Annotated in this window: 18 protein-coding genes; 4 read left to right on the forward strand and 14 right to left on the reverse strand. The window is 70.0% G+C overall.

The window, feature by feature from the left end; genetic code table 11:
* Positions 1 to 103 precede the first annotated feature (103 nt).
* A complete protein-coding gene (locus ACLQ2N_RS25625) occupies positions 104 to 1,486 on the reverse strand; it encodes a M16 family metallopeptidase (protein WP_425816583.1) in 1,383 nt (460 codons plus the stop codon).
* A gap of 26 nt (positions 1,487 to 1,512) precedes the next feature.
* Entirely contained in the window at positions 1,513 to 2,883 is a 1,371-nt protein-coding gene (locus ACLQ2N_RS25630) for a M16 family metallopeptidase (protein WP_425816488.1), read from the reverse strand.
* Positions 2,884 to 3,194: 311 nt separating this feature from the next.
* On the opposite strand from ACLQ2N_RS25630, the gene ACLQ2N_RS25635 reads away from it, so the two are divergent.
* The gene (locus ACLQ2N_RS25635) at positions 3,195 to 5,645 is read left to right on the forward strand and encodes a DNA gyrase/topoisomerase IV subunit A (RefSeq protein ID WP_425816489.1); all 2,451 of its coding nucleotides are present in this window, start codon (positions 3,195 to 3,197) and stop codon (positions 5,643 to 5,645) included.
* A 24-nt stretch (positions 5,646 to 5,669) separates the two neighbouring features.
* On the opposite strand, the gene ACLQ2N_RS25640 is transcribed toward ACLQ2N_RS25635, so the two are convergent.
* Together ACLQ2N_RS25640 and ACLQ2N_RS25645 are read right to left on the reverse strand one after the other, a co-directional pair.
* Positions 5,670 to 6,770, reverse strand: a complete 1,101-nt coding sequence (locus tag ACLQ2N_RS25640) for a CobW family GTP-binding protein (protein ID WP_425816490.1) — start codon at positions 6,768 to 6,770, stop codon at positions 5,670 to 5,672.
* A gap of 19 nt (positions 6,771 to 6,789) precedes the next feature.
* Positions 6,790 to 7,950 carry a citrate synthase gene (locus tag ACLQ2N_RS25645; RefSeq protein ID WP_425816491.1) on the reverse strand — a complete coding sequence of 387 codons (1,161 nt, stop codon included), beginning with the start codon at positions 7,948 to 7,950 and terminating at the stop codon, positions 6,790 to 6,792.
* Positions 7,951 to 8,085: 135 nt separating this feature from the next.
* Between ACLQ2N_RS25645 and ACLQ2N_RS25650 the strand changes: the two genes are divergently transcribed.
* The gene (locus tag ACLQ2N_RS25650) at positions 8,086 to 9,348 is read left to right on the forward strand and encodes a citrate/2-methylcitrate synthase (RefSeq protein WP_425816492.1); all 1,263 of its coding nucleotides are present in this window, start codon (positions 8,086 to 8,088) and stop codon (positions 9,346 to 9,348) included.
* A gap of 40 nt (positions 9,349 to 9,388) precedes the next feature.
* Here the strand turns inward: ACLQ2N_RS25650 and ACLQ2N_RS25655 are convergent, their stop codons facing one another.
* Positions 9,389 to 10,408 (reverse strand): LacI family DNA-binding transcriptional regulator, encoded by a 1,020-nt coding sequence (locus tag ACLQ2N_RS25655; RefSeq protein WP_425816493.1) that lies wholly within the window; start codon positions 10,406 to 10,408, stop codon positions 9,389 to 9,391.
* Positions 10,409 to 10,631: 223 nt separating this feature from the next.
* On the opposite strand from ACLQ2N_RS25655, the gene ACLQ2N_RS25660 reads away from it, so the two are divergent.
* Entirely contained in the window at positions 10,632 to 11,126 is a 495-nt protein-coding gene (locus ACLQ2N_RS25660) for a hypothetical protein (protein ID WP_425816494.1), read from the forward strand.
* Positions 11,127 to 11,142: 16 nt separating this feature from the next.
* Here ACLQ2N_RS25660 and ACLQ2N_RS25665 read toward each other — a convergent pair whose 3' ends face one another.
* The 6 genes from ACLQ2N_RS25665 to ACLQ2N_RS25690 all read right to left on the reverse strand — a co-directional run bounded on the left by ACLQ2N_RS25665 (position 11,143) and on the right by ACLQ2N_RS25690 (position 17,952).
* Positions 11,143 to 12,735 carry a solute symporter family protein gene (locus ACLQ2N_RS25665; RefSeq protein ID WP_425816495.1) on the reverse strand — a complete coding sequence of 531 codons (1,593 nt, stop codon included), beginning with the start codon at positions 12,733 to 12,735 and terminating at the stop codon, positions 11,143 to 11,145.
* A complete protein-coding gene (locus tag ACLQ2N_RS25670) occupies positions 12,732 to 13,175 on the reverse strand; it encodes a DUF485 domain-containing protein (RefSeq protein WP_425816584.1) in 444 nt (147 codons plus the stop codon). The genes ACLQ2N_RS25665 and ACLQ2N_RS25670 overlap by 4 nt, the downstream gene beginning before the upstream one ends.
* A gap of 131 nt (positions 13,176 to 13,306) precedes the next feature.
* On the reverse strand, positions 13,307 to 13,984 hold the full coding sequence (locus tag ACLQ2N_RS25675; protein WP_425816496.1) for a response regulator: 678 nt from the start codon (positions 13,982 to 13,984) through the stop codon (positions 13,307 to 13,309).
* Positions 13,981 to 15,144, reverse strand: coding sequence for a sensor histidine kinase (locus ACLQ2N_RS25680; RefSeq protein ID WP_425816497.1), 1,164 nt, complete (start codon positions 15,142 to 15,144; stop codon positions 13,981 to 13,983). The genes ACLQ2N_RS25675 and ACLQ2N_RS25680 overlap by 4 nt, the downstream gene beginning before the upstream one ends.
* Complete coding sequence (locus ACLQ2N_RS25685; protein ID WP_425816498.1) at positions 15,141 to 15,659, reverse strand: DUF1453 domain-containing protein; 519 nt, start codon at positions 15,657 to 15,659, stop codon at positions 15,141 to 15,143. The genes ACLQ2N_RS25680 and ACLQ2N_RS25685 overlap by 4 nt, the downstream gene beginning before the upstream one ends.
* Positions 15,660 to 15,831: 172 nt before the next feature.
* Positions 15,832 to 17,952 carry a DNA gyrase/topoisomerase IV subunit B gene (locus tag ACLQ2N_RS25690; RefSeq protein ID WP_425816499.1) on the reverse strand — a complete coding sequence of 707 codons (2,121 nt, stop codon included), beginning with the start codon at positions 17,950 to 17,952 and terminating at the stop codon, positions 15,832 to 15,834.
* Between the two features lie 433 nt (positions 17,953 to 18,385).
* Here ACLQ2N_RS25690 and ACLQ2N_RS25695 point away from each other — a divergent pair, with 433 nt between their 5' ends.
* Positions 18,386 to 18,616, forward strand: a complete 231-nt coding sequence (locus ACLQ2N_RS25695) for a DUF7455 domain-containing protein (RefSeq protein ID WP_425816500.1) — start codon at positions 18,386 to 18,388, stop codon at positions 18,614 to 18,616.
* 105 nt (positions 18,617 to 18,721) lie between these two features.
* Here ACLQ2N_RS25695 and ACLQ2N_RS25700 read toward each other — a convergent pair whose 3' ends face one another.
* The 3 genes from ACLQ2N_RS25700 to ACLQ2N_RS25710 all read right to left on the reverse strand — a co-directional run bounded on the left by ACLQ2N_RS25700 (position 18,722) and on the right by ACLQ2N_RS25710 (position 22,450).
* Entirely contained in the window at positions 18,722 to 19,552 is an 831-nt protein-coding gene (locus ACLQ2N_RS25700) for a S1 family peptidase (RefSeq protein ID WP_425816501.1), read from the reverse strand.
* A gap of 162 nt (positions 19,553 to 19,714) precedes the next feature.
* Positions 19,715 to 21,262, reverse strand: coding sequence for an RNA polymerase sigma factor (locus tag ACLQ2N_RS25705; RefSeq protein WP_425816502.1), 1,548 nt, complete (start codon positions 21,260 to 21,262; stop codon positions 19,715 to 19,717).
* 321 nt (positions 21,263 to 21,583) lie between these two features.
* Positions 21,584 to 22,450, reverse strand: a complete 867-nt coding sequence (locus ACLQ2N_RS25710; protein ID WP_425816503.1) for a FadR/GntR family transcriptional regulator — start codon at positions 22,448 to 22,450, stop codon at positions 21,584 to 21,586.
* Between the last annotated feature and the right edge of the window lie 86 nt (positions 22,451 to 22,536).

The raw sequence follows: 22,536 nt of genomic DNA on the forward strand, positions 1-22,536 counted from the left end.
AGCAAAAGGTGCACAGCGGCCGGAAAGCGGCCGGACGCGCACGAGGGCTCCGGCGACCGCGCGCCGGAGCCCTCGTAGCCCGCTCAGCGGGCTGACCGACAGATCAGCCGGTGACGACCGACACCTCTCCGATGCCGAGCGCCCTGACCGGTTCCTCGATGCGCGAGGCGTCGCCGACCAGGACCGTGACCAGCCGGTCCACCGGGAAGGCGCTGACCACGGCCGCGGTCGCCTCCACCGTGCCGGTCTCAGCGAGACGCGCGTACAGCGTCGCCTGGTAGTCGTCCGGGAGGTGCTGTTCCACCTGGTCGGCGAGAGTGCTCGCGACGGAGGCCGCCGTCTCGAACTTCAGGGGCGCGACGCCCACGAGATTCTGCACGGCCGTCTCGCGCTCGGTGTCCGTCAGCCCCTCGGCGGCCAGCGTCCGCAGCACCTTCCAGAGGTCGTCCAGCGCCGGACCGGTGGACTCGGTGTCCACGGAACCGCTGATGGCGAGCATCGCGGCGCCCGTCGCCCCCGAGGTGGAGTCGGCGGCGCCGGAGCGGAGCACCTGGGCGAAGGCCCGCACGCCGTAGGTGTACCCCTTCTCCTCGCGCAGCACCCGGTCGAGCCGGGACGTCAGCGTGCCGCCCAGGCAGTAGGTGCCGAGAACCTGGGCGGGCCACACGCTGTCGTGGCGGTCCGCGCCGATGCGCCCGATCAGCAGCTGCGTCTGCACCGCGCCGGGGCGGTCCACGATGATCACCCGGCCGGTGTCGTCGGCCGTGATCGGCGGGACGGGGCGGGGCTCGGAGGCGTCCCCGGACCAGTCGCCGAGGGTCTCGGCGAGCAGCGCGTCCAGGTCGATGCCCGTGAGGTCGCCGACGACCACGGCGGTGGCGGTGGACGGGCGGATGTGCGCGTCGTAGAAGGCGCGCACGGCAGCGGCGTCGATCCGCTCGATGGTCTTCTCGGTGCCCAGGCGCGGACGCGACATGCGGGCCGTGGCCGGGAAAAGCTCCTTGGAGAGCTGCTTGGCCGCGCGGCGGGCCGGGTTGGCGTGCTCGTGCGGGATCTCGTCCAGCCGGTTGCGCACCAGGCGCTCGATCTCGCTGTCCGCGAAGGCCGGCGCCCGCAGCGCCTCGGCGACGAGGCCGAGCGCCTTGGCCAGGCGGGAGGCCGGGACCTCCAGGGAGACCCGGACGCCGGGGTGGTCGGCATGGGCGTCGAGGGTGGCGCCGCACCGTTCCAGCTCGGCGGCGAACTCCTCGGCGCTGTGCTTGTCGGTGCCCTCGGACAGCGCGCGCGACATGATCGTCGCCACGCCGTCCAGGCCCTCGGGCTCGGCGTCCAGGGGGGCGGCGAGGAAGATCTCGACGGCGACGACCTGCTGGCCGGGGCGGTGGCAGCGCAGGACGGTGAGGCCGTTGGGCAGGGAGCCCCGCTCGGGCGCGGGGAAGGCCCAGGGGCGGGCCACGCCGGGGGCGGGCTGCGGGTGGAACTGCATCGAAACTTCAGTCGCGGCAGCGTCGGTCACTGGTCCGCCCCTTCGTGCGCGTCGGTGTCGGTGGCGGCGTCGGCCTCTTCGGCTGCCTCGGCGGGCTCGACCGGTTCGTAGACCAGGACCGCCCGGTTGTCGGGCCGCAGCTGCGCCTGCGCGGCGGCCTTGACCTCCTCGGCGGTGACGTCGAGGACCCGGTTCACGGCGGACAGCGCGAGCTGCGGGTCGCCGAACAGCACGGCGTACCGGCACAGTTCGTCGGCGCGGCCCGCGACCGTGCCGAGGCGGTCCAGCCATTCGCGCTCCAACTGGGCCTGGGCGCGCTCCATCTCCTCCGCCGTGGGGCCCTCCTCGGCGAACCGGGTCAGCTCCTCGTCGACCGCGGCCTCGATCTCCGCCACCTCCACGCCGCCGGACGTCTTGACGTCCAGCCAGCCCAGGGAGGGCGCTCCGGCGAGCCGGAGCAGTCCGAATCCGGCGGCCACGGCCGTACGGTCGCGCCGGACCAGGCGGTTGTGCAGCCGGGACGACTCGCCGCCGCCGAGCACGGTCAGGGCGAGGTCCGCGGCGTCGCACTCACGGGTGCCGTCGTGGGGCAGCCGGTACGCGGCCATCAGGGCGCGCGCCGGCACCTCCTCGCGTACCTCCTCACGCAGCTGGCCGCCCATGACCGTGGGCAGCGAGCCGTCGCGCGGCGGCTGCTTGCCGTCGTGGGAGGGGATGGAGCCGAAGTACTTCTCGATCCAGGCAAGGGTCTGCTCGGGGTCGATGTCGCCGACGACCGACAGCACCGCGTTGTTCGGCGCGTAGTACGTACGGAAGAAGGTGCGGGCGTCCTCCAGGGTCGCCGCGTCCAGGTCGGCCATGGAGCCGATCGGGGTGTGGTGGTACGGGTGGCCCTCGGGGTAGGCCAGCGCGGTCAGCCGCTCGAACGCGGTGCCGTACGGGACGTTGTCGTAGCGCTGGCGGCGCTCGTTCTTGACGACGTCGCGCTGGTTCTCCATGGACTCCTCGTCGAGCGCGGCGAGCAGCGAGCCCATCCGGTCGGCCTCGAGCCACAGGGCCAGCTCCAGCTGGTGCGTGGGCATGGTCTCGAAGTAGTTGGTCCGCTCGAAACTGGTCGTCCCGTTGAGCGAGCCGCCGGCGCCCTGCACCAGCTCGAAGTGTCCGTTCCCCTTGACCTGGCCGGAGCCCTGGAACATCAGGTGCTCGAAGAGGTGGGCCAGGCCCGTGCGGCCCTTGACCTCGTGGCGGGAGCCGACGTCGTACCAGAGGCACACCGCCGCGACCGGGGTCAGATGGTCCTCGGAGAGCACCACGCGCAGGCCGTTGGCCAGACGGTGCTCGGTCGCTGTCAAGCCGCCGGAGCCGGCCTGGGCTGTGGCCGTGTGACCCATGGGCATGTACGTCCCTTCGATCGCGCTACTGGATGTCCATATGAAGAAGCCCCTGCGGGAGGCCGCTTCGAAAGGGTGCTTCAAGACACCCGCCACTGTATGCAAGCGAACCGGCACCTGCCGAAGTTCCCGTGCGGCGAACCTGCGGGCGAAGTTCCCCGGAAGGTGGTCCTCCGCCGCCTCGGGACGGCCGGCGCGGTCCCCTTGGGACGGGTCGAGGTCGGGGTTGTCAGTGCGGCGGTCCACAATGGACCGCGTCAGAACCTGAGGGAACCTGAGGTTGCCCGCTCGAAATCCGTGAAGGAGTCGCAGCAGCGATGGCCCGCCGCAGCACGAAGACCCCGCCGCCGGTCGACTTCGAGGAGAAGATCCTCGACATCGACGTCGTCGACGAAATGCAGGGCTCCTTCCTCGAGTACGCGTACTCGGTGATCTACTCCCGGGCCCTCCCGGACGCCCGTGACGGCATGAAGCCGGTGCACCGCCGCATCGTGTACCAGATGAACGAGATGGGCCTGCGCCCGGACCGCGGCTTCGTGAAGTGCGCCCGGGTCGTCGGCGAGGTCATGGGCAAGCTGCACCCGCACGGCGACGCGTCGATCTACGACGCGCTGGTGCGCATGGCCCAGCCGTTCTCCATGCGCCTCCCCCTCGTCGACGGACACGGGAACTTCGGCTCCCTGGGCAACGACGACCCGCCTGCCGCCATGCGCTACACCGAGTGCCGGATGGCCGACGCGACCTCGCTGATGACGGAGTCGATCGACGAGGAGACGGTCGCCTTCCAGTCGAACTACGACGGTCAGGAGCGGGAGCCGGTCGTCCTCCCGGCGGCCTACCCCAACCTGCTGGTCAACGGCACGACCGGAATCGCGGTCGGCATGGCGACCAACATGCCGCCGCACAACCTGGGCGAGGTCATCGCCGCGGCCCGGCATCTGATCAAGCACCCGGGCGCGGACCTGGAGACGCTGATGCGCTTCGTCCCCGGTCCCGACCTGCCGACGGGCGGGCGGATCGTGGGTCTCGCCGGCATCAAGGACGCCTACGCCAACGGCCGCGGCTCGTTCAAGATCCGTGCCACGGCCGCCGTGGAGAACGTGACGCCGCGCCGCAAGGGCCTCGTCGTCACCGAACTGCCCTTCACGGTCGGCCCCGAGAAGGTCATCTCCAAGATCAAGGACCTGGTCTCGGCGAAGAAGCTCCAGGGCATCGCGGACGTCAAGGACCTCACGGACCGCTCGCACGGACTGCGCCTGGTCATCGAGATCAAGAACGGGTTCGTGCCGGAGGCGGTGCTGGAGCAGCTCTACAAGCTGACGCCGATGGAGGAGTCCTTCGGTATCAACAACGTGGCGCTGGTCGACGGCCAGCCGCTCACGCTGGGGCTGAAGGAGCTGCTGGAGGTCTATCTCGACCACCGTTTCGACGTGGTGCGCCGGCGCAGCGAGTTCCGCCGGACCAAGCGCCGCAACCGGCTGCATCTGGTCGAGGGGCTGCTCGTCGCGCTGGTCGACATCGACGAGGTCATCCGCCTCATCCGCTCCAGCGACAATTCGGCCCAGGCGAAGGAGCGGCTCATGGAGCGCTTCTCGCTGAGCGAGATCCAGACGCAGTACATCCTGGACACGCCGCTGCGCCGGCTGACCCGGTTCGACCGGATCGAGCTGGAGAGCGAGCGGGACCGGCTGGACGCCGAGATCGCCGAGCTGACGACGATCCTGGAGTCGGACGCCGAGCTGCGCAAGCTGGTCTCCGCGGAACTGGCCGCGGTCGCGAAGAAGTTCGGCACGGCCCGGCGTACGGTGCTGCTGGAGTCGGCCGGTTCCCAGGTCGCGTCGGTGCCGCTGGAGGTGGCGGACGACCCGTGCCGGGTACTGCTGTCCTCGACGGGCCTGCTGGCGCGTACGGCCAACGACGAGCCGATCGTCGTCCCGGAGGGCGCCAAGCGGTCCAAGCACGATGTGATCGTCTCGGCGGTGTCGGCGACGGCCCGTGGTGACGTCGGGGTGGTGACGTCCGGCGGACGGCTGCTGCGGCTCCCGGTGATCGATCTCCCCCAGCTGCCGGACACGCACGCGGCGCCCAATCTGTCGGGCGGGGCGATGATCGGCGAGTTCCTCACGCTGGGGTCGGACGAGGAGGTCGTCTCCCTCACCACGCTCGACGAGTCGTCACCGGGTCTCGCCATCGGCACGCTGCAGGGCGTCGTCAAGCGCGTGGTGCCGGACTATCCCGCCAACAAGGACGAGCTGGAGGTCATCGCCCTGAAGGACGGTGACCGGATCGTCGGCGCGACGGAGCTGCGGACGGGCGAGGAGGACCTGGTCTTCATCACGTCGGACGCCCAGCTCCTGCGCTACCCGGCCGCGCAGGTGCGCCCGCAGGGGCGGCCGGCCGGCGGTATGGCGGGCGTCAAGCTGGGAGCCGGGGCACAGGTGCTCTCGTTCGCGGCGGTGGACCCGGCGGCGGACGCCGCGGTGTTCACGGTCGCCGGTTCGCACGGCACCCTGGACGACTCGGTCCTCACCTGCAAGCTCACCCCGTTCGACCAGTATCCGCGCAAGGGCCGGGCGACCGGTGGGGTGCGCTGCCAGCGGTTCCTGAAGGGCGAGGACGTGCTGGTGTTCGCCTGGGCGGGTGCGCTGCCGGCCAGGGCGGCTCAGAAGAACGGTGCCCCGGCCTCGCTGCCCGAGCCCGACCCGCGGCGCGACGGTTCGGGGACACCGCTGGAGAGCCCGGTCGCGGTGATCGCCGGTCCGGCGTAGGCGGTCCGGCCCGGCGGCGGCCCCCTACACGTCGTCGTCGCCGGGCTGTTGTACGTAACGCAGGACGCCCCACATGGCTCGCTCGTGTGCGGCGTCCTGCCGCGTTTCCCCGGCCGGGTCCTCGGTGACCCCGCAGCTTTCCAGTTCCTCGCGCAGGGCCGGTACGTCGATGCCGGAGCCGATCAGGACGAGCTGGGTCCGCCTCGGCTCGCCGCGCGTCCAGGGCCGGGGGGTGAACCGCAGGAACCTGCCGACCGCGTGCACCCCGTAGGCGTTGCCGGGGTCGCCCGCGCCGAAGTCGACGTACCCCTTGATGCGGTACAGCCCCTCGGGCCGGGAGTCGAGGAACCGCATCAGCCTGCGCGGGTCCATCGGTACGCCGCAGTCGAAGTCGACGCTCTGGTACGAGGCGTGCAGGTGGCCCCCGTGCCCGTCGCCGTCCTCCGCCGCGCGCTCCTCCAGGTAGAGGTCCTCGAAAGTGAGCTGACGGGCCTTCTCCTCGCCCTCGGGCCGCAGCACCGGGTCGAAGAGCAGCTCGGGGTCGACGCGGCCGTACGTGGCCGGGATGACCGCGGCCGTGCTCCCGGTCTCCGCGACGGCCTTCCGGACGCGGGCGCACTCCTCGTCCCCGGCCCGGTCCGTCTTGTTGAGCACGACGAGATCGGCCACCGCGAGATGGCGGCCGATCTCCGGATGGCGCTCCCGGGTCGCCTCGAACTCGGCGGCGTCGACCACCTCGACCAGTCCCCCGTACACGATGTGCGGGTTGTCGCTGGCGAGGATCATGCGGACGAGCTCCTGCGGCTCGGCGAGGCCGCTCGCCTCGATGACGATGACGTCGAGGCGGGCGGAGGGCCGGGTCAGGGTTTCGAGATAGGTGTCCAGTTCGCTCGCGTCGACCGCGCAGCACAGGCAGCCGCCGCCCAGCGACACGGTGGACCCGACCTGCCCGGAGACCGTCATGGCGTCGATCTCGATGGCCCCGAAGTCGTTGACGATCACGCCGATCCGGTTGCCGGCGCGGTGGAGCAGAAGGTGGTTGAGCAGCGTCGTCTTGCCGGATCCCAGGAAACCCGCGAGGACGACGACCGGGATACGGGGACGAGGGGGCGACGACGAGCTCAACGGGTGCCTTCCTGCGGGGTCAGACGGACGGGACCGGCTGCGGCGGAGGCGGGCCGACATAGCGGGCCGCCGGTCGGATGATCTTGGAGTCCTCCGCCTGTTCCAGGATATTGGCGCTCCACCCCACGACCCGCGCCGCGCAGAAGGTGGGTGTGAACATCTCGCGCGGCAGCCCGCACAGCTCCATGACCACCCCGGCGTAGAACTCCACGTTGGTGTGCAGTTCGCGTCCCGGTTTGAGTTCGGCCAGGATCGCCTCGACCTGGCGCTCCACCTCGACGGCGAACTCCACGAGCGGGCCGCCGAAGTCCTGGGCGATGGACCGCAGCATGCGCGAGCGGGGGTCCTCGGTTCGGTAGACCGGGTGGCCGAAGCCCATGATCCGGTCGCCGGCGAGGACGCGTTCGCGGATCCAGCCGTCGATGCGGTCGGGGGTGCCGATCGCGTCGAGCGTGTCCAGGGCCCGGCTGGGGGCGCCGCCGTGCAAGGGGCCGGACAGCGCTCCGACGGCGGCCACCAGGCAGGCGGCGACGTCCGCTCCGGTCGAGGCGACGACTCGTCCGGTGAACGTCGAGGCGTTGAAGCCGTGGTCCACAGTGGAGATCAGGTACCGCTCGACCGCCCTGGCCCGGTCCTCGTCCGGGACGGAACCGGTGAGCATGTACAGGTAGTTGGCCGCGTGCGGCAGGTCCGCACGCGGCTCGACGGGCGCGAGGCCCTGACCGAGGCGGTGCAGAGCGGTCAGCACGGTGGGAACGGCGGCGCAGACGGCCAGGGCGTCGGCGCGGCGCCGGTCGGCGTCGATGTCGTACACCGGCCGGAACCCGGCCGACGCGCCGAGCAGGGAGAGCGCTGTGCGCAGCCCGGCCAGCGGGCCCGAGACCGCACTCGCACGCGCTATGGCGGGCAGCGCCTCGCGTACGGCGTCGGGCAGTACGCGCAGGGCGGCCGTGCGGGCGGCGAAGTCGGCACGTGCGTCCGGGCCGGGGAGCTCGCCCTCGGTCATGAGGTACCAGACGTCCTCGAAGCTCCGGGTCTGCGCCAGCTCGACCGCCGAGTACTGGCGGTAGTGGTAAAAGCCCTCGCGGCCCCGGACGTCCCCGAGCGCCGTATCGGTGACGACGACCCCCGCGAGACCTCGGGGGACGTCGAGCGGGGTGCCGCCGGTCATGGTTGTCATTGCTTCCTCCGTGGACAGTCGGTGGGGTCCTTGATATTGATTCGACTGTCCATGCATGACTGTAATCCTGTCAATATTGATTCAATCAATGCGAATGCATGGATACCGATGACGGCATATGGATACGGTGGCGGCATGACGGAGCGATCAGAGGCGGACGAACGGCGGCTCACGACGCGGGAGACGGCCGAGCGGCTCGGAGTGAAGCCCGAGACGGTGTACGCGTACGTCAGCCGGGGCCAGCTGAGCAGCAGCCGGGTGCCGGGCGGTCGCGGCAGTACGTTCGACGCGGCGGAGGTCGACGCGCTGGCCCGGCGCACGGGACGCAGGGAGACGGCCTCGGCCCCGGGCGAGCCGGCCGTTCGTACCGGCATCACCCTCATCGGCGCCGACCGCTACTACTTCCGGGGCGTGGACGCGACGGAGCTGGCAGCGCGCCATTCGTACGAGGAGGTCGTCGAGTGGCTGTGGACCGGACAGCTGCGGCCGGGGATCCGCTTCACCGCTCCGGCACAGGTGGGGACGGCGGCCCGCCGGGCGGTCGGCGCGCTGCCGGGGCATTGCGGGTCCACGGACCGGCTGCGGGTGGCCGTGGTGGCCGCCGCTGCCGCCGACCCGCTGCGCTTCGACCTGTCGCGCGAGACGGTGCTGGGCAGCGCGCGCAGCCTGATTCCGACGCTGGTCGCGGCGCTGCCGACGGTGGGCGGTCACCAGCCCGGCGCAGCGGGTCCGGCCGATTCCGCCGGTCTGGCTGCCCGACTGTGGCCGAAACTCACCGCTCACCTGCCCGACGAGCCGTCACTCGCCGCTCTGGACACCGCGCTCGCGCTGCTGATCGACCACGATCTGGCCGCCTCGACACTGGCGGCCAGGGTCGCCGCATCGGCCCGGGCACATCCGTACGCGGTGGTTTCGGCGGGACTCGGCGTACTGGAGGGCCCCTTGCACGGTGCGGCGAGCGGGCTGGCCCACCGCATGCTGGCCGAGGTCCTGGAGCGCGGCGGCGCGGCGCCGGTGGTGGCGGACCATCTGCGGGCGGGGCGCCGGGTGCCGGGGCTCGGGCACCGGTTGTACACGGGCGAGGACCCTCGCGCCCGTACGCTGTTCGGCCTGCTCGAACGCGTCCCGCAGGCCGGACCGGCCCTGGCCGCCGCCCGCGATGTGGTGGCCACCACCGCGCGGGACGTTCCTCTGCATGCCAACGTCGACCTGGCGCTGGCCGTGCTCTCGGTCGCCTCGGGCATGCCCGCGGAGGCGGGAGAGACGGTGTTCGCGATCTCCCGTACGGCGGGCTGGATCGCGCATGCACTGGAGGAGTACGGGGAGCGGCCGTTGCGGATGCGCCCCAGCGGGCACTACACCGGCCCCCGGCCACCCCAGCCCCTGCCATCCCCGTAGCCGCGCAATTGGTGGCTGCGGGGGTGAAAAATCCCGACGGTCAACGGGAAGCCGTGCGCGGGGGCTGGGCCGTGGATCCCCGGACGACCAGTTCCGGCTCGAAGAGGAGTTCGTCCGACGGCACGGCGCGGCCGCCGATCTGCACGGAGAGCAGTTCCACGGCGGCTCGCCCCATGGCCTCGATCGGCTGGCGGACGGTGGTGAGCGGGGGCTCTGTGCAGTTCATGAAGGCCGAGTCGTCGTACCCCACGACGGACACGTCGCCGGGCACCGACAGGCCCCGCCTCCGCGCCGCGCGAACGGCTCCGAGGGCCAGGGGGTCGCTGGCGCAGATGAAGCCGGTGACGCCCTCGTCGAGCAGCCGCGCGGCGGCGGCCTGCCCGCCCTCCAGCGAGAACATCGCCCGGGTCACCCACTGGTCCGGGATGGTCGCGCCCGACTCCTCCGCGAGCGCCCGGGCGGCGGCCAGTTTGCGCTGCGACGGCATGTGGTCCGAGGGACCGAGCACCAGGCCGATGCGCTCATGGCCGAGGGAGACGAGGTGGCGCCACGCCTGCTCGACGGCCACGGAGTCGTCGCAGGAGACGCAGGGGAAACCGAGGTGCGCGATAGCCGCGTTGATCAGGACGACGGGGATCTTGCGGTCGGCCAGGACCTTGTAGTGGTCGTGCGGGGCGTCGGCCTGGGCATAGAGACCCCCGGCGAAGACCACACCCGAGACCTGCTGCTGCAGCAGCAGTTCGACGTAGTCCGCCTCGGAGACGCCCCCCTTGGTCTGGGTGCAGAGGACCGGCGTCAGGCCCTGCTGGGCGAGCGCACCGCCGACAACCTCGGCGAAGGCGGGGAAGATCGGGTTCTGCAGTTCGGGCAGGACGAGGCCGACCAGGCGGGCCCGTTCACCGCGCAGCTGGGTCGGACGCTCGTAACCGAGGACGTCCAGCGCGGAGAGGACGGCCTGCCGTGTGGCGTCGGAAACGCCCGGCTTGCCGTTGAGCACCCGGCTGACCGTGGCCTCGCTGACTCCAACCTTCTGTGCCACCTGAGCAAGTCGTCGCGTCATACGCGCAAGATTAGCGCAAGAAACGCAAGCAGATTGCGTGGGGACCGAATCGGAGACGAATTTCAGCAAGTCCCCGGTCGCCGTCTCGCCGGCCCCTCACCGGGCTTCCGGTCCGCCCGCTCCCCATCGGCGCCACCGTACCCGCCGCCGCCCGGTCGAGGCACCCTTCGGGCCTGCGTCGGACTCCGGGCCACACGCCGGGCCCGCCCATACCCTCAATGACATGAACGAGTTCGAGGGAGGCGACGGTCGATGGCTGTCCCTGACCAACGGTGGTACCGCGGTGTTCGTGGACGTCCTGACGTTCGCAGTCTCGGAGCTGGCCCGGGAACCCTGGGATTTCCGCTTCGCCGCACTCCTGTCGCTCCAGAACCAGAACGTGATGGGCCGTGGCGTGGTCGGCTTCGGCTTGGCCGAACTGGACTGGGGCGACTCACCGCAGGAGGCCGCAGCGGCCAAGGACTTCCTGCTGCGTGTCCTCGATCTGGCCCTGACCCACCACCGATGGGAGGAGCTGACATACGAACCGCCACGGGTGGAAGGCTACTTGCGCACCTATCGGTCGATGGTCGAAGACTTCGACCCCGCCACCGCGAGGGCCGGCGAGGAAGTCCTGCCCGGACCGCACGAGGCCGCCAGTGCCTCCTGCGTACGCCACCGAGTCCTGAACGGGCTGCCGTTCTGGGAGGAATGCGTGTTCTGCACGGAGGGGGTCTGACTCGCCGGGCCGGCGCTCAGACCGCCCCTGCCCCGGTCATGGCACGCACCTCGATCTCCGCATGCTTGGCCGTATCCGGCGGTTCGTTCGCGGTCACGGTCCCGACCCAGCCGGCGAGGAAGCCCAGCGGGATGGAGACCAGGCCAGGGTTCTCCAGGGGGAAGACCTGGAAGTCGACGCCGGGAAAGAGCGAGCTGGGACTGCCGGATACGACCGGGGAGAGCAGTACGAGCAGCACTGCAGGGACCAGCCCGCCGTAGACGGACCAGACCGCCCCGCGCGTGGTGAAGTTCCGCCAGAACAGCGAGTAGAGCAGGACGGGGAGGTTCGCCGACGCGGCGACGGCGAAGGCAAGCCCCACCAGGAAGGCCACGTTGAGGTCCTGGGCGAGCAGCCCCAGTCCGATGGCGACGACCCCGATGCCTGCAGCCGCCACCCGGGCCACGGCCACCTCGCTGCGCTGCTTGGCACCGGACCTCTTGAGCGAGGCGTAGAGATCGTGGGCGACGGATGCCGACGAGGCGAGGGTGATCCCGGCGACGACGGCCAGAATGGTCGCGAAGGCGACGGCGGCCACCACGGCGAACAGGATCGTCCCCCCGGTGGAGCCTTCGCCCCCGCCCAGCACCATGGCCAGCAACGGTACAGCAGTGTTCCCCGCGGCATTCGATTCCCGTACGTCGGCCGAGCCGACCAGCGCGGCCGCCCCGAACCCCAGCACGATGGTCATCAGGTAGAAGCTGCCGATGAGGCCGATGGACCAGACGACGGACCGGCGGGCGGCACGCGCGGTGGGGACGGTGTAGAAGCGGGACAGGATGTGCGGCAGACCCGCCGTGCCCAGCACCAGGGCGAGGCCGAGGCTGATGAAGTCGATGCGCGCCGTCCAGCTCCCGCCGTACCGGAGACCGGGCGAGAGGAAGTCCTTGCCGTACCCGCTGCGCTCGGCGGCGGAGTTCAGCAACGCATTGACGTTCCCGTGGAAGTGGACCAGCACGAGCACGGTGAGCACCACGGTGCCCGCCATGAGCAGCACTGCTTTGACGATCTGGATCCAGGTGGTGGCACGCATCCCGCCCAGCGATACGTACACGACCATGAGTGCCCCGACGCCGACGACGGTCCAGGAGCGGGCGGCTCCGCTCGTCCCGCCGAGAAGCAGCGCCACCAGACTGCCCGCACCGACCATCTGTGCCACCAGGTAGAGCACGGACACGGTGACGGAGGAGGTCCCCGCGGCGATGCGGACCGGACGCTCCGCCATCCGGGCCGCGACCACGTCGGCGAGGGTGAACCGGCCGCAGTTGCGCACGAGTTCCGCGACGAGCAGCAGAACGACGAGCCAGGCGACCAGGAAGCCCACCGAGTACAGCATGCCGTCGTAGCCGAAGAGGGCGATCAGACCTGAGATGCCCAGGAAGGAAGCAGCGGACATGTAGTCGCCCGCGATGGCGAAACCGTTCTCCATGGGCGAGAACAGTCGGCCGCCCGCGTAGAACTCCTCGGCGGAACCGTGCCTGTTGCGGCTCACCCAGGTGGTGATGCCAAGGGTGACCGCGATGAAGGCGCTGAACAGCAGCAGCGCCAGGGTCTGGTGGTCGCCGCTCAACGCCCGGCCCCCCGTGTCATCTCCTGCGTCTCCCACCGCAGGTCCAGCGCGGCCCGGTCCCTGCGCAGCCGTGCGTGCCGTGCGTACGCCCCGGTGAGCAGGAACGTCGTCAGGAACTGGCCGAGCCCCACGACCATCGCCACATTGACCGCCCCGGCCACCGGCCGCGCCATCAGCCCGGGGGCGGTCACCGCCGTGACGACATAGGCGAGGTACCAGACGAAGAAGGCCGTGGTGGCGGGCACGACGAAGCGCCGATAGCGACGGCGCACCTCCTGGAACGCCTCGCTGCGCTGCACCTCCAGATAGATGTCGGCCGCGCGGGGGCCACCGCGCGGCACGGCCGGCCCGGGCACCACCGGAGGCGTGGAGCCGGCCGCGCTGTCGGGCTCTCCCCACCCGGAGGTGATGGCGTCGTCCCACGGGTCGTCGAGCCGCATCGCTGCGGACTCGCGCCCTGCTTCCTTCTCCACCGAACAACTCCCCTTGTCTTCGGACCACTTCGGCCGAATATCCAAGAATGGGCAGATCGGGAAGATCCCGGGCACTTCATTCGCGAGACTTCACCTCTTCAGGTGAAGGTTCTCCTGGGCGGGCGCACCAACCCTCGCATGTACGCATAGCGCACCGCCTGAGCCCGGTCGCGCAGGCCCGCTTTGGCGAAGAGGTTGTTGATGTGGCTCTTCACCGTGGCCTGCGAGATGTGGAGGGCACGCGCGATGTCCGCGTTGGACATCCCTTCGGCGATCAGGACCAGCACCTCGGCCTCCCGGGGAGTCATCCCGTCCGGCGGCTCGGGCTCACCGCCGCCACCGATCCCGGGAGGCCCCTCGGTCACCTGCTCCAGGAGCCGCCGCTGCACTGTCGGCGAGAGCCCCGCCTCTCCCGAGAGAACGGCATGGACGGCCCTCACGATCTCGTCGCCCCCGGCGTCCTTGGTGAGGTATCCCCGCGCTCCCGCCCTGAGCGCGGGGAACAGGGAGTCGTCGTCCGCGAAGGTCGTGAGCACCACGACCTGCGTACCCGGGAACTCCTCACGGATGCGCCGGGTCGCCTCCACCCCGTCGCAGCGGGGCATGCGCAGATCCATCAGCACCACGTCCGGCGCGTGCTCGGCCACCTGCGCGACCGCTTCCTCCCCGTCCTTCGCCGATCCGACGACCTCGATACCGGGCAGCAGGCCGAGCAGCATGACGATGCCTTCCCGTACCACCGCCTGGTCGTCGGCCACCACCACCCGCGCCGTCACGCGGGCACCCGCAGACTCACCACGAACCCCTCCTTGCCCGGGCCTGCCTCCAGCGTGCCGCCCAGCAACTCGGCGCGCTCGCGCATCCCGAGCAGACCGTATCCGGAACCGCTGACAGCCAGGTCCCCTTCCGGACTCCGCCCTCCCGAGTCCTTGACCTCCAGCACGACGAAGTCGGGCTGGTACTCGAACCGGAGCTGCACCGTGGCTCCGGGCGCGTGCTTGCGCACGTTGGTCAGGGCCTCCTGTGCCACCCGCCGGACCGCCTGGGACGCCTGGGCGGTCAGTGCGCGCCGCGCACCCTCGACCCGGACCTCGGCCGGCTCAGCCGTCACCAACTGCCTCAGGAAGTCCTCCACCGGTGACACCTCGCCCCGTAGCGCGGATAGCGCCTGACGGGTCTCGGAGAGGCCCTCGCGGGCCATCGACCGGGCCGCGACCACCCGTTGCAGGACCTGATCCCGGAACTCCCCCGAGGGCTCTCTCTCGATCAGCAGGCGCGCGGCCTCCAGGTGCACCAGCTGCGCGGAGAGGCTGTGTGCCAGCACGTCGTGGATCTCCCGGGCGATCCGGGAGCGTTCGTCCAGCGCGGCCCGCTCCGCCTCCGCGACCCGGGCCGCCCGCTCCTGGGTGAGCAGCCGTTGCGCACTGCCACGGGCCTCGGCGTCCAGCCGGAGCACATACCCGGCGAGGCAGAGCCCGGCCGTGGTCACCGCGGTGGTCAGCCAGTCGTCGGTGTCGATCACCACGTAGGCGCCGAGGGCCACCGCTGTGGCGGGAACACCCGCGACCAGGGGCAGCCGTTCCAGAGCGGTGACGGCGCAGCCGCACCAGAGCACCGTCGCGGGCACCGTCGCCCCCGCCTGCCCCGCCCCGAATCCGGCCAGCATGAGCATCCCGAGCAGACCGAGCGACGGCCATAGGCGGTTGTCGAGACTTGTCCGGAAGAAGGCGACGGCGAGCAGTGCGCAGACGAGCACACCGATCAACCCGACGACGATCTCCCAGGGCCCGAACAGCCCGTTGGTGAAGGTCCCCCACAGCATCAGAGTGAGCAGGCTGGCCCGCACCGACCAGCCGATCACTCTGCGCGGGCGGCTGCGGGTCTCCCGGACGAGCGCCTCCCTCGACGGCCAGCTCGTCCAGGCATCGGGTGTCACAAGCGGTCCTTCCACTCCTGCCGCACCGCGGCGCCGACAACGGGCCCGACGTGCGGCCCGGATATCGCTGCGGCCCGGCGCGCCAGCAGCCCCTCCCGTATCAGCAGAGTCGCCGCGAGAGCCACCATCAGGGCCGAGCTGCCCTGATGCACGCCCAGCACCACCGCGACCCCGTACAGAGCCGCCCGCAGAGCCAGTCCGCCGACCCAGACCAGGGCCGTGGCCCTGGTCCCCTTGCTCCACAGGGAGCCGTCCTCAGCAGGCCAGACGCGGGATGTCCACGCCCACCCGGCACCCGTGACCAGTCCGACGAGGAGCTCGGCGCCCAGGACAACGGCCGAAGCCATCCGATGGTGCGGGTCCACGAGTCCGGGCTCCCGCAGGGCCATGAAGAGCAGGACGCCGGGCAGAACCCACCAGGGCCGGCCTCCGGAGATCCGTTGCGCCGAGCACTGACGGACCACGACGAGGGCGATGACCGCGATGATCACCAGGGCGTTGACGAGCCCGGACATGGGCGCCTCCGAGATGCGAGAAATTCTGCATCTCCGAAGCTACGGAAGAGCCCGGCCCGGCAGATCGGCTCCAGGGTGGATCATGGGTGGAGATTGCGTCTCCACCCACGGGTGGAGACGACCTCCGGGCCCGGCCCGCTCCTGATGCCGGTCCGGGCCCCGGAGGCGACGCTCAGACGTCGATGCGCGAGCGGTCCAGCGTCGCCGCCGAACTGGTGATGAACTCCTTGCGCGGCGCCACCTCGTTGCCCATCAGCAGGTCGAAGACCTTCTCGCTGGATTCCAGGTCACCGATGTTGATCCGTCGCAGCGTGCGGTGCCGGGGATCCATCGTCGTCTCCGCCAGCTGGTCGGCGTCCATCTCGCCCAGCCCCTTGTAGCGCTGGATCGAGTCCTTGTAGCGGATGTTCTTGCGCTGGAGTTCCAGCAGCCGCTGGCGCAGCTCGTTGTCCGAATAGGTGTAGATGTACTTGTCCTGGCCCTTCTTGGGCTGGACCAGTTCGATCCGGTGAAGCGGCGGCACGGCGGCGAAGACCCGGCCCGCCTCGACCATCGGCCGCATGTACCGCTGGAAGAGTGTCAGCAGCAGGATCCGGATGTGGGCGCCGTCGACGTCGGCGTCGACCAGCAGGACGATCTTGCCGTACCGGGCGGCGTCGATGTCGAAGGTGCGTCCGGAGCCGGCTCCTATGACCTGGATGATCGCACCGCACTCGGCGTTCTTCAGCATGTCGGAAACCGACGCCTTCTGAACGTTGAGGATCTTGCCGCGGATCGGCAGCAGCGCCTGGAACTCGCTGTTCCGGGCGAGCTTCGCCGTACCGAGCGCGGAGTCGCCCTCCACGATGAACAGCTCGCTGCGCTCCACGTCGTCGCTGCGGCAGTCGGCGAGCTTCGCCGGCAGGGAGGACGACTCCAGCGCCGTCTTGCGGCGCTGGGCCTCCTTGTGCTGGCGGGCCGCGATGCGGGTGCGAGCGGCTGCCACCGCCTTGTCGAGGACGGCCCTGGCCTGAGCTTTCGCGTCCCGCTTGGTGGAGGTCAGGAACGCCTTGAGCTCCTTGGCCACGACATTGGCGACGATCCGGTTGGCCGCCGAGGTGCCGAGCACCTCCTTCGTCTGGCCCTCGAACTGCGGCTCCGCCAGGCGCACGGTCACGACCGCGGTGAGGCCCTCGAGGGCGTCGTCCTTGACGATGTCGTCCTCCGCCACGCGCAGCAGCTTCGCGGAGCGCAGCACCTCGTTGACCGTCTTGGTCACGGAGCGCTCGAACCCGGTCACGTGGGTGCCGCCCTTGGGGGTGGCGATGATGTTGACGAAGGACTTCACGTTGGTCTCGTACCCGGTGCCCCAGCGCAGCGCGATGTCCACGCCCAGTTCGCGCGTGACCTCGGTGGCCGTCATGTGCCCGCGATCGTCCAGGACCGGGACGGTCTCCTTGAACGTCCCCTGCCCGGTCAGACGCTGGACGTCGCAGACGGCCTTGTCCTGGGCCAGGTATTCGCAGAACTCGCTGATGCCTCCGTCGAAGCGGAAGGTCTCCTCCGTCTTGCCCGCGCCATCCAGGCCACGCTCGTCGCGTACGACGATGGTCAGGCCGGGGACGAGGAAGGCCGTCTGGCGGGCCCGCTGGTGAAGCGTCTCCAGGCCGAGCTTGGCGTCCTTGAGGAAGATCTGCCGGTCGGCCCAGTACCGCACTCGCGTGCCGGTGCGCGTCTTCGGGACACGCTTGCCCTTGCGCAGCCCGTTGGCCGGGTCGAACGGGCTGTCCGGGCCCTGCTCGGTGAAGATCCCCGGGACACCCCGCCGGAAGCTGATCGAGTGGGTCGCGCTGTTGCGGTCGACCTCGACGTCGAGCCTGGCGGAGAGGGCGTTGACCACGGAGGCGCCGACGCCGTGCAGCCCGCCGGACGCGGCGTAGGAGCCGCCGCCGAACTTGCCTCCGGCGTGCAGCTTGGTCATGACGACCTCGACGCCGGAAAGCCCCGTCTTGGGCTCGACGTCGACCGGGATGCCCCTGCCGTTGTCCCGGACCTCGACGGAGTTGTCGTCGTGGAGTACGACCTCGATGTGGTCGCAGTAGCCGCCGAGGGCTTCGTCGACGGAGTTGTCGATGATCTCCCAGAGGCAGTGCATCAGACCGCGGCTGTCGGTGGACCCGATGTACATACCCGGGCGCTTGCGAACCGCTTCGAGCCCCTCGAGTACGAGCAGGTGCCGCGCGGTGTAGTTGGAACCGTCTCGGTCTGCTCCGGTCAGCAGCGCAGTGGACGGCACGGACGTATCGGCGGTCACGCGGTTCGCTCCTCGCTGAATTTCATTTGGGGCCCTGTGGGTCACGGGCTCGGCTTCGGTGCCGCTGTGAGGGTACCGATGCCTGGTAGAGCGGGTGAAACGCCACCCTAGAAGAACCTCACTCTAAACTAGAATCGCATGCATGTTCGATCTCCTCGCAGGGGTGACGTGCACATCACGTTCCCTTCCAGGCATGAACCATTTAGGCTCCGGGCACGTCCTCATGAACAACCGGCAAGCCAGCCGGCCCGGACTGACCAAGCCAAGCAACGCGAAACCGTAGCGCCACGCAATACGGCACATTCGCCGCGAACCGGCAACAGACAGCCATCCCGAGAAGAAGTTTCGAAGAAAAGCCACGAGCGGGAACGTTTTCGGCCTGGTTGGATGTTGACCCTGGTACGACAGCTCGTCGAGCTAGAGAAGAGGCGACGTGACTACTGTTCTGACCCCCGCGAGCCCGCTGACCGCAGCAGACCGCTGTGACCGTTGCGGCGCCCAGGCATATCTGCGCGTCGTGCTCATCAGTGGCGGTGAACTGCTCTTCTGCGCCCACCACGGTCGCAAGTTCGAGCCGGAACTCAAGAAGATCGCCGCGGAAATACAGGATGAGACGGACCGGCTGACGGCCGCGCAGGCCCAAGCCGCCGAAGAGGAACACTGACACCTCTGCATCCACGACGAGCCAGGGGTCGGTCCCGGACCGGCCGACGGGCGGCTTCCCGGTGAGGGAAGCCGCCCGTTCTCGTACCCGTGGAGCCGGCGCCGGTCAGTCGGCGCTCGCCATCCAGCCGATGGCGGCAGAGATCCGGGTGTAGACGCCGGGGTTTCCCGCACGCCCGCAGCCGTTCCCCCACGACACCAGCCCCACGAGCCGCCCCTGCGCCACCAGAGGCCCTCCGCTGTCGCCCTGGCAGGCGTCGTACCCGCCCTCGGGTTCGCCCGCGCAGAGCATCGATGAGGCGTCGTACGTACCGGCGCTGCCGCCCGGGTACACCTGTTCGCACGAGCTGTCGGACAGGATGTCCACCTGAGCAGACCTGAGCGACGACGCGTAGTCGCCGTAACCGGTGGTGTCGCCCCATCCGTAGACGACTGCGGGTGTACCCGCCCGGTACGCCGGGTCACCGGCCTCCGCCAGGGGGATCGTGTCCCCGTCGGGCAGCGCCTCGGAAAGGGTGAGCACCGCGACGTCCCCACTGTTGGTGGCGGCGTCGAACCCGGGGTTGACCCACGTCCCGCTCACCGGGATCTCCTTGCCGCCCGTGCCGTTCAGCTCGTCCCGACCGGAGATGATCCGCAGATCGCTCACCTGGTCCACATCGGTGCCCAGCGCCTTCCGGCTCAGGCAGTGGGCGGCGGTGAGCACCTTCTTCGGCTCCACCACGACACCGCCGCAGAACTGACCGGCCCGAGTACCCCCGAACCGGTCACGGCTGGACAGCGCCACCACCCAGGGGCTGTCCGCCACGTGGGCCGGCCGGCCTCCGATGATGATGCTGTCGGCGACCGCCGGAGCGGAGGAAACGGGCGGTATCACGACCGTGGTGGCGGCAAGGGCGAGCGCTCCGGTCAAGGTGCGGACGACAGTGCGGGACATACGTACTCCTGACTCTGTGAGGGACCATGCCTACCCAGAGTCATTCCAGTGACGCCGACGCGCACCTCCGCCGGCCTCTCCGTGGAGATCGGGACGCGATGCCGAGAGGGCCCGGATCCCATGGGATCCGGGCCCTCTCGGCAATCGTGATGTCGCTGCGGCCTAGTCGAGGTAGTCGCGCAGAACCTGGGAACGCGACGGGTGGCGCAGCTTCGACATGGTCTTGGACTCGATCTGACGGATGCGCTCGCGCGTCACGCCGTAGACCTTGCCGATCTCGTCCAGCGTCTTCGGCTGACCGTCGGTGAGGCCGAATCGCATGGAGACCACGCCCGCCTCACGCTCGGACAGCGTGTCCAGCACCGAGTGAAGCTGTTCCTGGAGGAGCGTGAAGCTCACCGCGTCGGCCGGAACGACCGCCTCGGAGTCCTCGATCAGGTCACCGAATTCGCTGTCCCCGTCCTCACCCAGCGGGGTGTGGAGGGAGATCGGCTCACGGCCGTACTTCTGGACCTCGATGACCTTTTCAGGGGTCATGTCGAGCTCCTTGGCCAGCTCCTCCGGCGTGGGCTCACGGCCCAGGTCCTGGAGCATCTGGCGCTGGACGCGCGCGAGCTTGTTGATGACCTCGACCATGTGCACCGGAATACGGATGGTGCGTGCCTGGTCGGCCATGGCGCGGGTGATCGCCTGCCGAATCCACCAGGTGGCATACGTGGAGAACTTGTAGCCCTTGGTGTAGTCGAACTTCTCCACCGCGCGGATCAGACCGAGGTTGCCCTCCTGGATCAGGTCCAGGAAGAGCATGCCGCGGCCGGTGTAACGCTTGGCCAACGAGACCACGAGGCGGAGGTTGGCCTCCAGCAGGTGGTTCTTGGCCCGACGGCCGTCCTCGGCGATGATCTCCAGCTCGCGCTTGAGCTTGGGGGCGAGCTTGTCGGAGTTCGCCAGCTTGTCCTCGGCGAACAGGCCCGCCTCGATGCGCTTGGCGAGCTCGACCTCCTGCTCGGCGTTGAGAAGCGGGACCTTACCGATCTGCTTGAGGTAGTCCTTGACCGGGTCGGCGGTGGCGCCGGCGACGGCGACCTGCTGCGCGGGCGCGTCGTCCTCGTCGTCGTCGGAGAGGACGAAGCCCTTGTTCTCGCCCTCGCCCTCCTCTTCCTCGCCCTTGCCGGCCTTGACCTCCTCGACGACGTCGTCGCCGTCGAGGATCTCCTCGTCCTGCTTACCGGCCTTCTTGGAGGCCGTCTTCTTGGCCGCCGTCTTCTTCACGGCGGTCTTCTTGGCAGCCGTCTTCTTGGCTGCGGCCTTCTTCGCGGGCGCGGCCGCGGGAGCCTCCTCGGCCGAAGGGTCCGCGGATTCGACGGACGGGGCGGCAGGCGCCGCCATGGTCCGCGTCACCGTCGTCTTGGCCGCGACGGTCTTGGTGGCGGTGCGCTTGGCCGGGCTCTTCGCTGCAACGCTCTTGCGGGCGCGCTTCGACGGCTCCGCGGCACTGACCATCAGCGTCACACCCTCTTCCTCGAGGATCTGGTTGAGGCTGCGCAGAACGTTCTTCCACTGGGTTGGCGGAATCTGGTCAGCCTCGAAGGCCCGACGCACGTCATCGCCGGCGATCTGCCCATCAGCCTTTCCCCGCTCAATGAGCGCCATCACAGATTCGGACTCGGCGATCTCCGGCGGGAGCGTACGGGATGTGCTGGCCGACACGAACAACCTCTCGGAACGATGGAAACGGCTTCCGGCCCGGCCCGGAGAGGGGCTGGAACCGACGACCGACGGGCGGGGAATGCACCGACGGCGCGGGCTTGGCCTCAGAAGTGCACAGCGCCCTGAGCGGCTGCTGTATTCCTTCTGCGACGGTCACCTCTTAAGTCATCGCGCAGTTTCAAGGAGTGTTACGGCCGTTTCGCGTGGCCCGAGTCACACCCCATTTGCGATGAACGCGACCAAGGCGACATCTCTCCACCCCGTGCCGCCGGACCGCCGGGGTCCGACGACACGGGGCGCGCACACCTGCCCGCGCCGCAGTCAGTGCTCGCGCGGCGCCGGCACCACGCGTTCCGCCTCGTGGTGCCCGACCAGCAACTGGCGCATGGCCGACTCGGCGCCTGCCGAGTCACCGGACGCCAGAGCGTCCACGATGCGGGCGTGCAGGGCGAGGGACGCCTCGCTGGGCCGGTCGCATGCGGTGGCCGGGCCGCCGGACACCTGCAGCGCCGCCGAGACGATCCCGGAAAGGTGTTCCAGCATGCGATTGCCTGCGGCCTGGATCAGCAGGGAGTGGAACTCCGCGTCGGCACGGGCGCATGTGATCATGTCGCCCTGACCGAGCGCGTGCCCCATGATCTCGACCATGTCGACAAGACGCTGCTGAAGATCCTCGCGCCCATGCCCTGCGGCAAGGCGGGCGGCGAGTGGCTCGATCGTCCACCTGAGATCACCCAGCTCGCGGCGCTGGTCATCACGCTGCGGGCCGAAGGCGCGCCATTCGATGATGTCGGGATCGAGCAGATTCCAGTCACTGACCGGCCGCACCCGGGTGCCGACGTTGGGGCGGGCGCTGACCAGCCCCTTCGCCTCCAGCACGCGAAGCGATTCCCGCACAACGGTCCTGGAAACCTCGAAACGCTGGCCGATCTCCTCGGGCACCAGGGGGCGGTCCGCACCGAGGTCGCCGGAGACGATCATCTGCCCCAGCTGCTGAACGAGTTGGCCATGGAGCCCGCGGCCACGGCTGGCCGACCCCCGTCGGCCCACCCGGCCGAGTCCGGCTTCGGCGTCATCCCAGGAGCGTGCGGCGGCGCGCTCGCCGGCCGGCGCCTCCGCGTACGAGTAACGGTCGAGTTCACCCGGGCCGGCGAGGCCGGAATCGACGGAGCGGGCGTTGGTCATCATGGTGTGCGCAAGGGTACTCACGCATCCTTTGTCGGCGGGTGCCCTCCGCCCCTTGAGGTCTTTGCTGAAAAGCACACGAAAGGGTG

This window comes from Streptomyces sp. DT224 (genome assembly GCF_049844595.1).
In the GTDB taxonomy this organism is placed as follows: domain Bacteria; phylum Actinomycetota; class Actinomycetes; order Streptomycetales; family Streptomycetaceae; genus Streptomyces.

What these genes read in the sequence shown, in the direction of transcription:
- ACLQ2N_RS25625 (WP_425816583.1), bottom strand. Translation starts at nt 1,486, where the DNA reads ATGCAGTTCCACCCGCAGCCCGCCCCCGGCGTGGCCCGCCCCTGGGCC.
- ACLQ2N_RS25630 (WP_425816488.1), bottom strand. Translation starts at nt 2,883, where the DNA reads ATGCCCATGGGTCACACGGCCACAGCCCAGGCCGGCTCCGGCGGCTTG.
- ACLQ2N_RS25635 (WP_425816489.1), top strand. Translation starts at nt 3,195, where the DNA reads ATGGCCCGCCGCAGCACGAAGACCCCGCCGCCGGTCGACTTCGAGGAG.
- ACLQ2N_RS25645 (WP_425816491.1), bottom strand. Translation starts at nt 7,950, where the DNA reads ATGACAACCATGACCGGCGGCACCCCGCTCGACGTCCCCCGAGGTCTC.
- ACLQ2N_RS25650 (WP_425816492.1), top strand. Translation starts at nt 8,086, where the DNA reads ATGACGGAGCGATCAGAGGCGGACGAACGGCGGCTCACGACGCGGGAG.
- ACLQ2N_RS25655 (WP_425816493.1), bottom strand. Translation starts at nt 10,408, where the DNA reads ATGACGCGACGACTTGCTCAGGTGGCACAGAAGGTTGGAGTCAGCGAG.
- ACLQ2N_RS25660 (WP_425816494.1), top strand. Translation starts at nt 10,632, where the DNA reads ATGAACGAGTTCGAGGGAGGCGACGGTCGATGGCTGTCCCTGACCAAC.
- ACLQ2N_RS25670 (WP_425816584.1), bottom strand. Translation starts at nt 13,175, where the DNA reads ATGCGGCTCGACGACCCGTGGGACGACGCCATCACCTCCGGGTGGGGA.
- ACLQ2N_RS25685 (WP_425816498.1), bottom strand. Translation starts at nt 15,659, where the DNA reads ATGTCCGGGCTCGTCAACGCCCTGGTGATCATCGCGGTCATCGCCCTC.
- ACLQ2N_RS25700 (WP_425816501.1), bottom strand. Translation starts at nt 19,552, where the DNA reads ATGTCCCGCACTGTCGTCCGCACCTTGACCGGAGCGCTCGCCCTTGCC.
- ACLQ2N_RS25710 (WP_425816503.1), bottom strand. Translation starts at nt 22,450, where the DNA reads ATGATGACCAACGCCCGCTCCGTCGATTCCGGCCTCGCCGGCCCGGGT.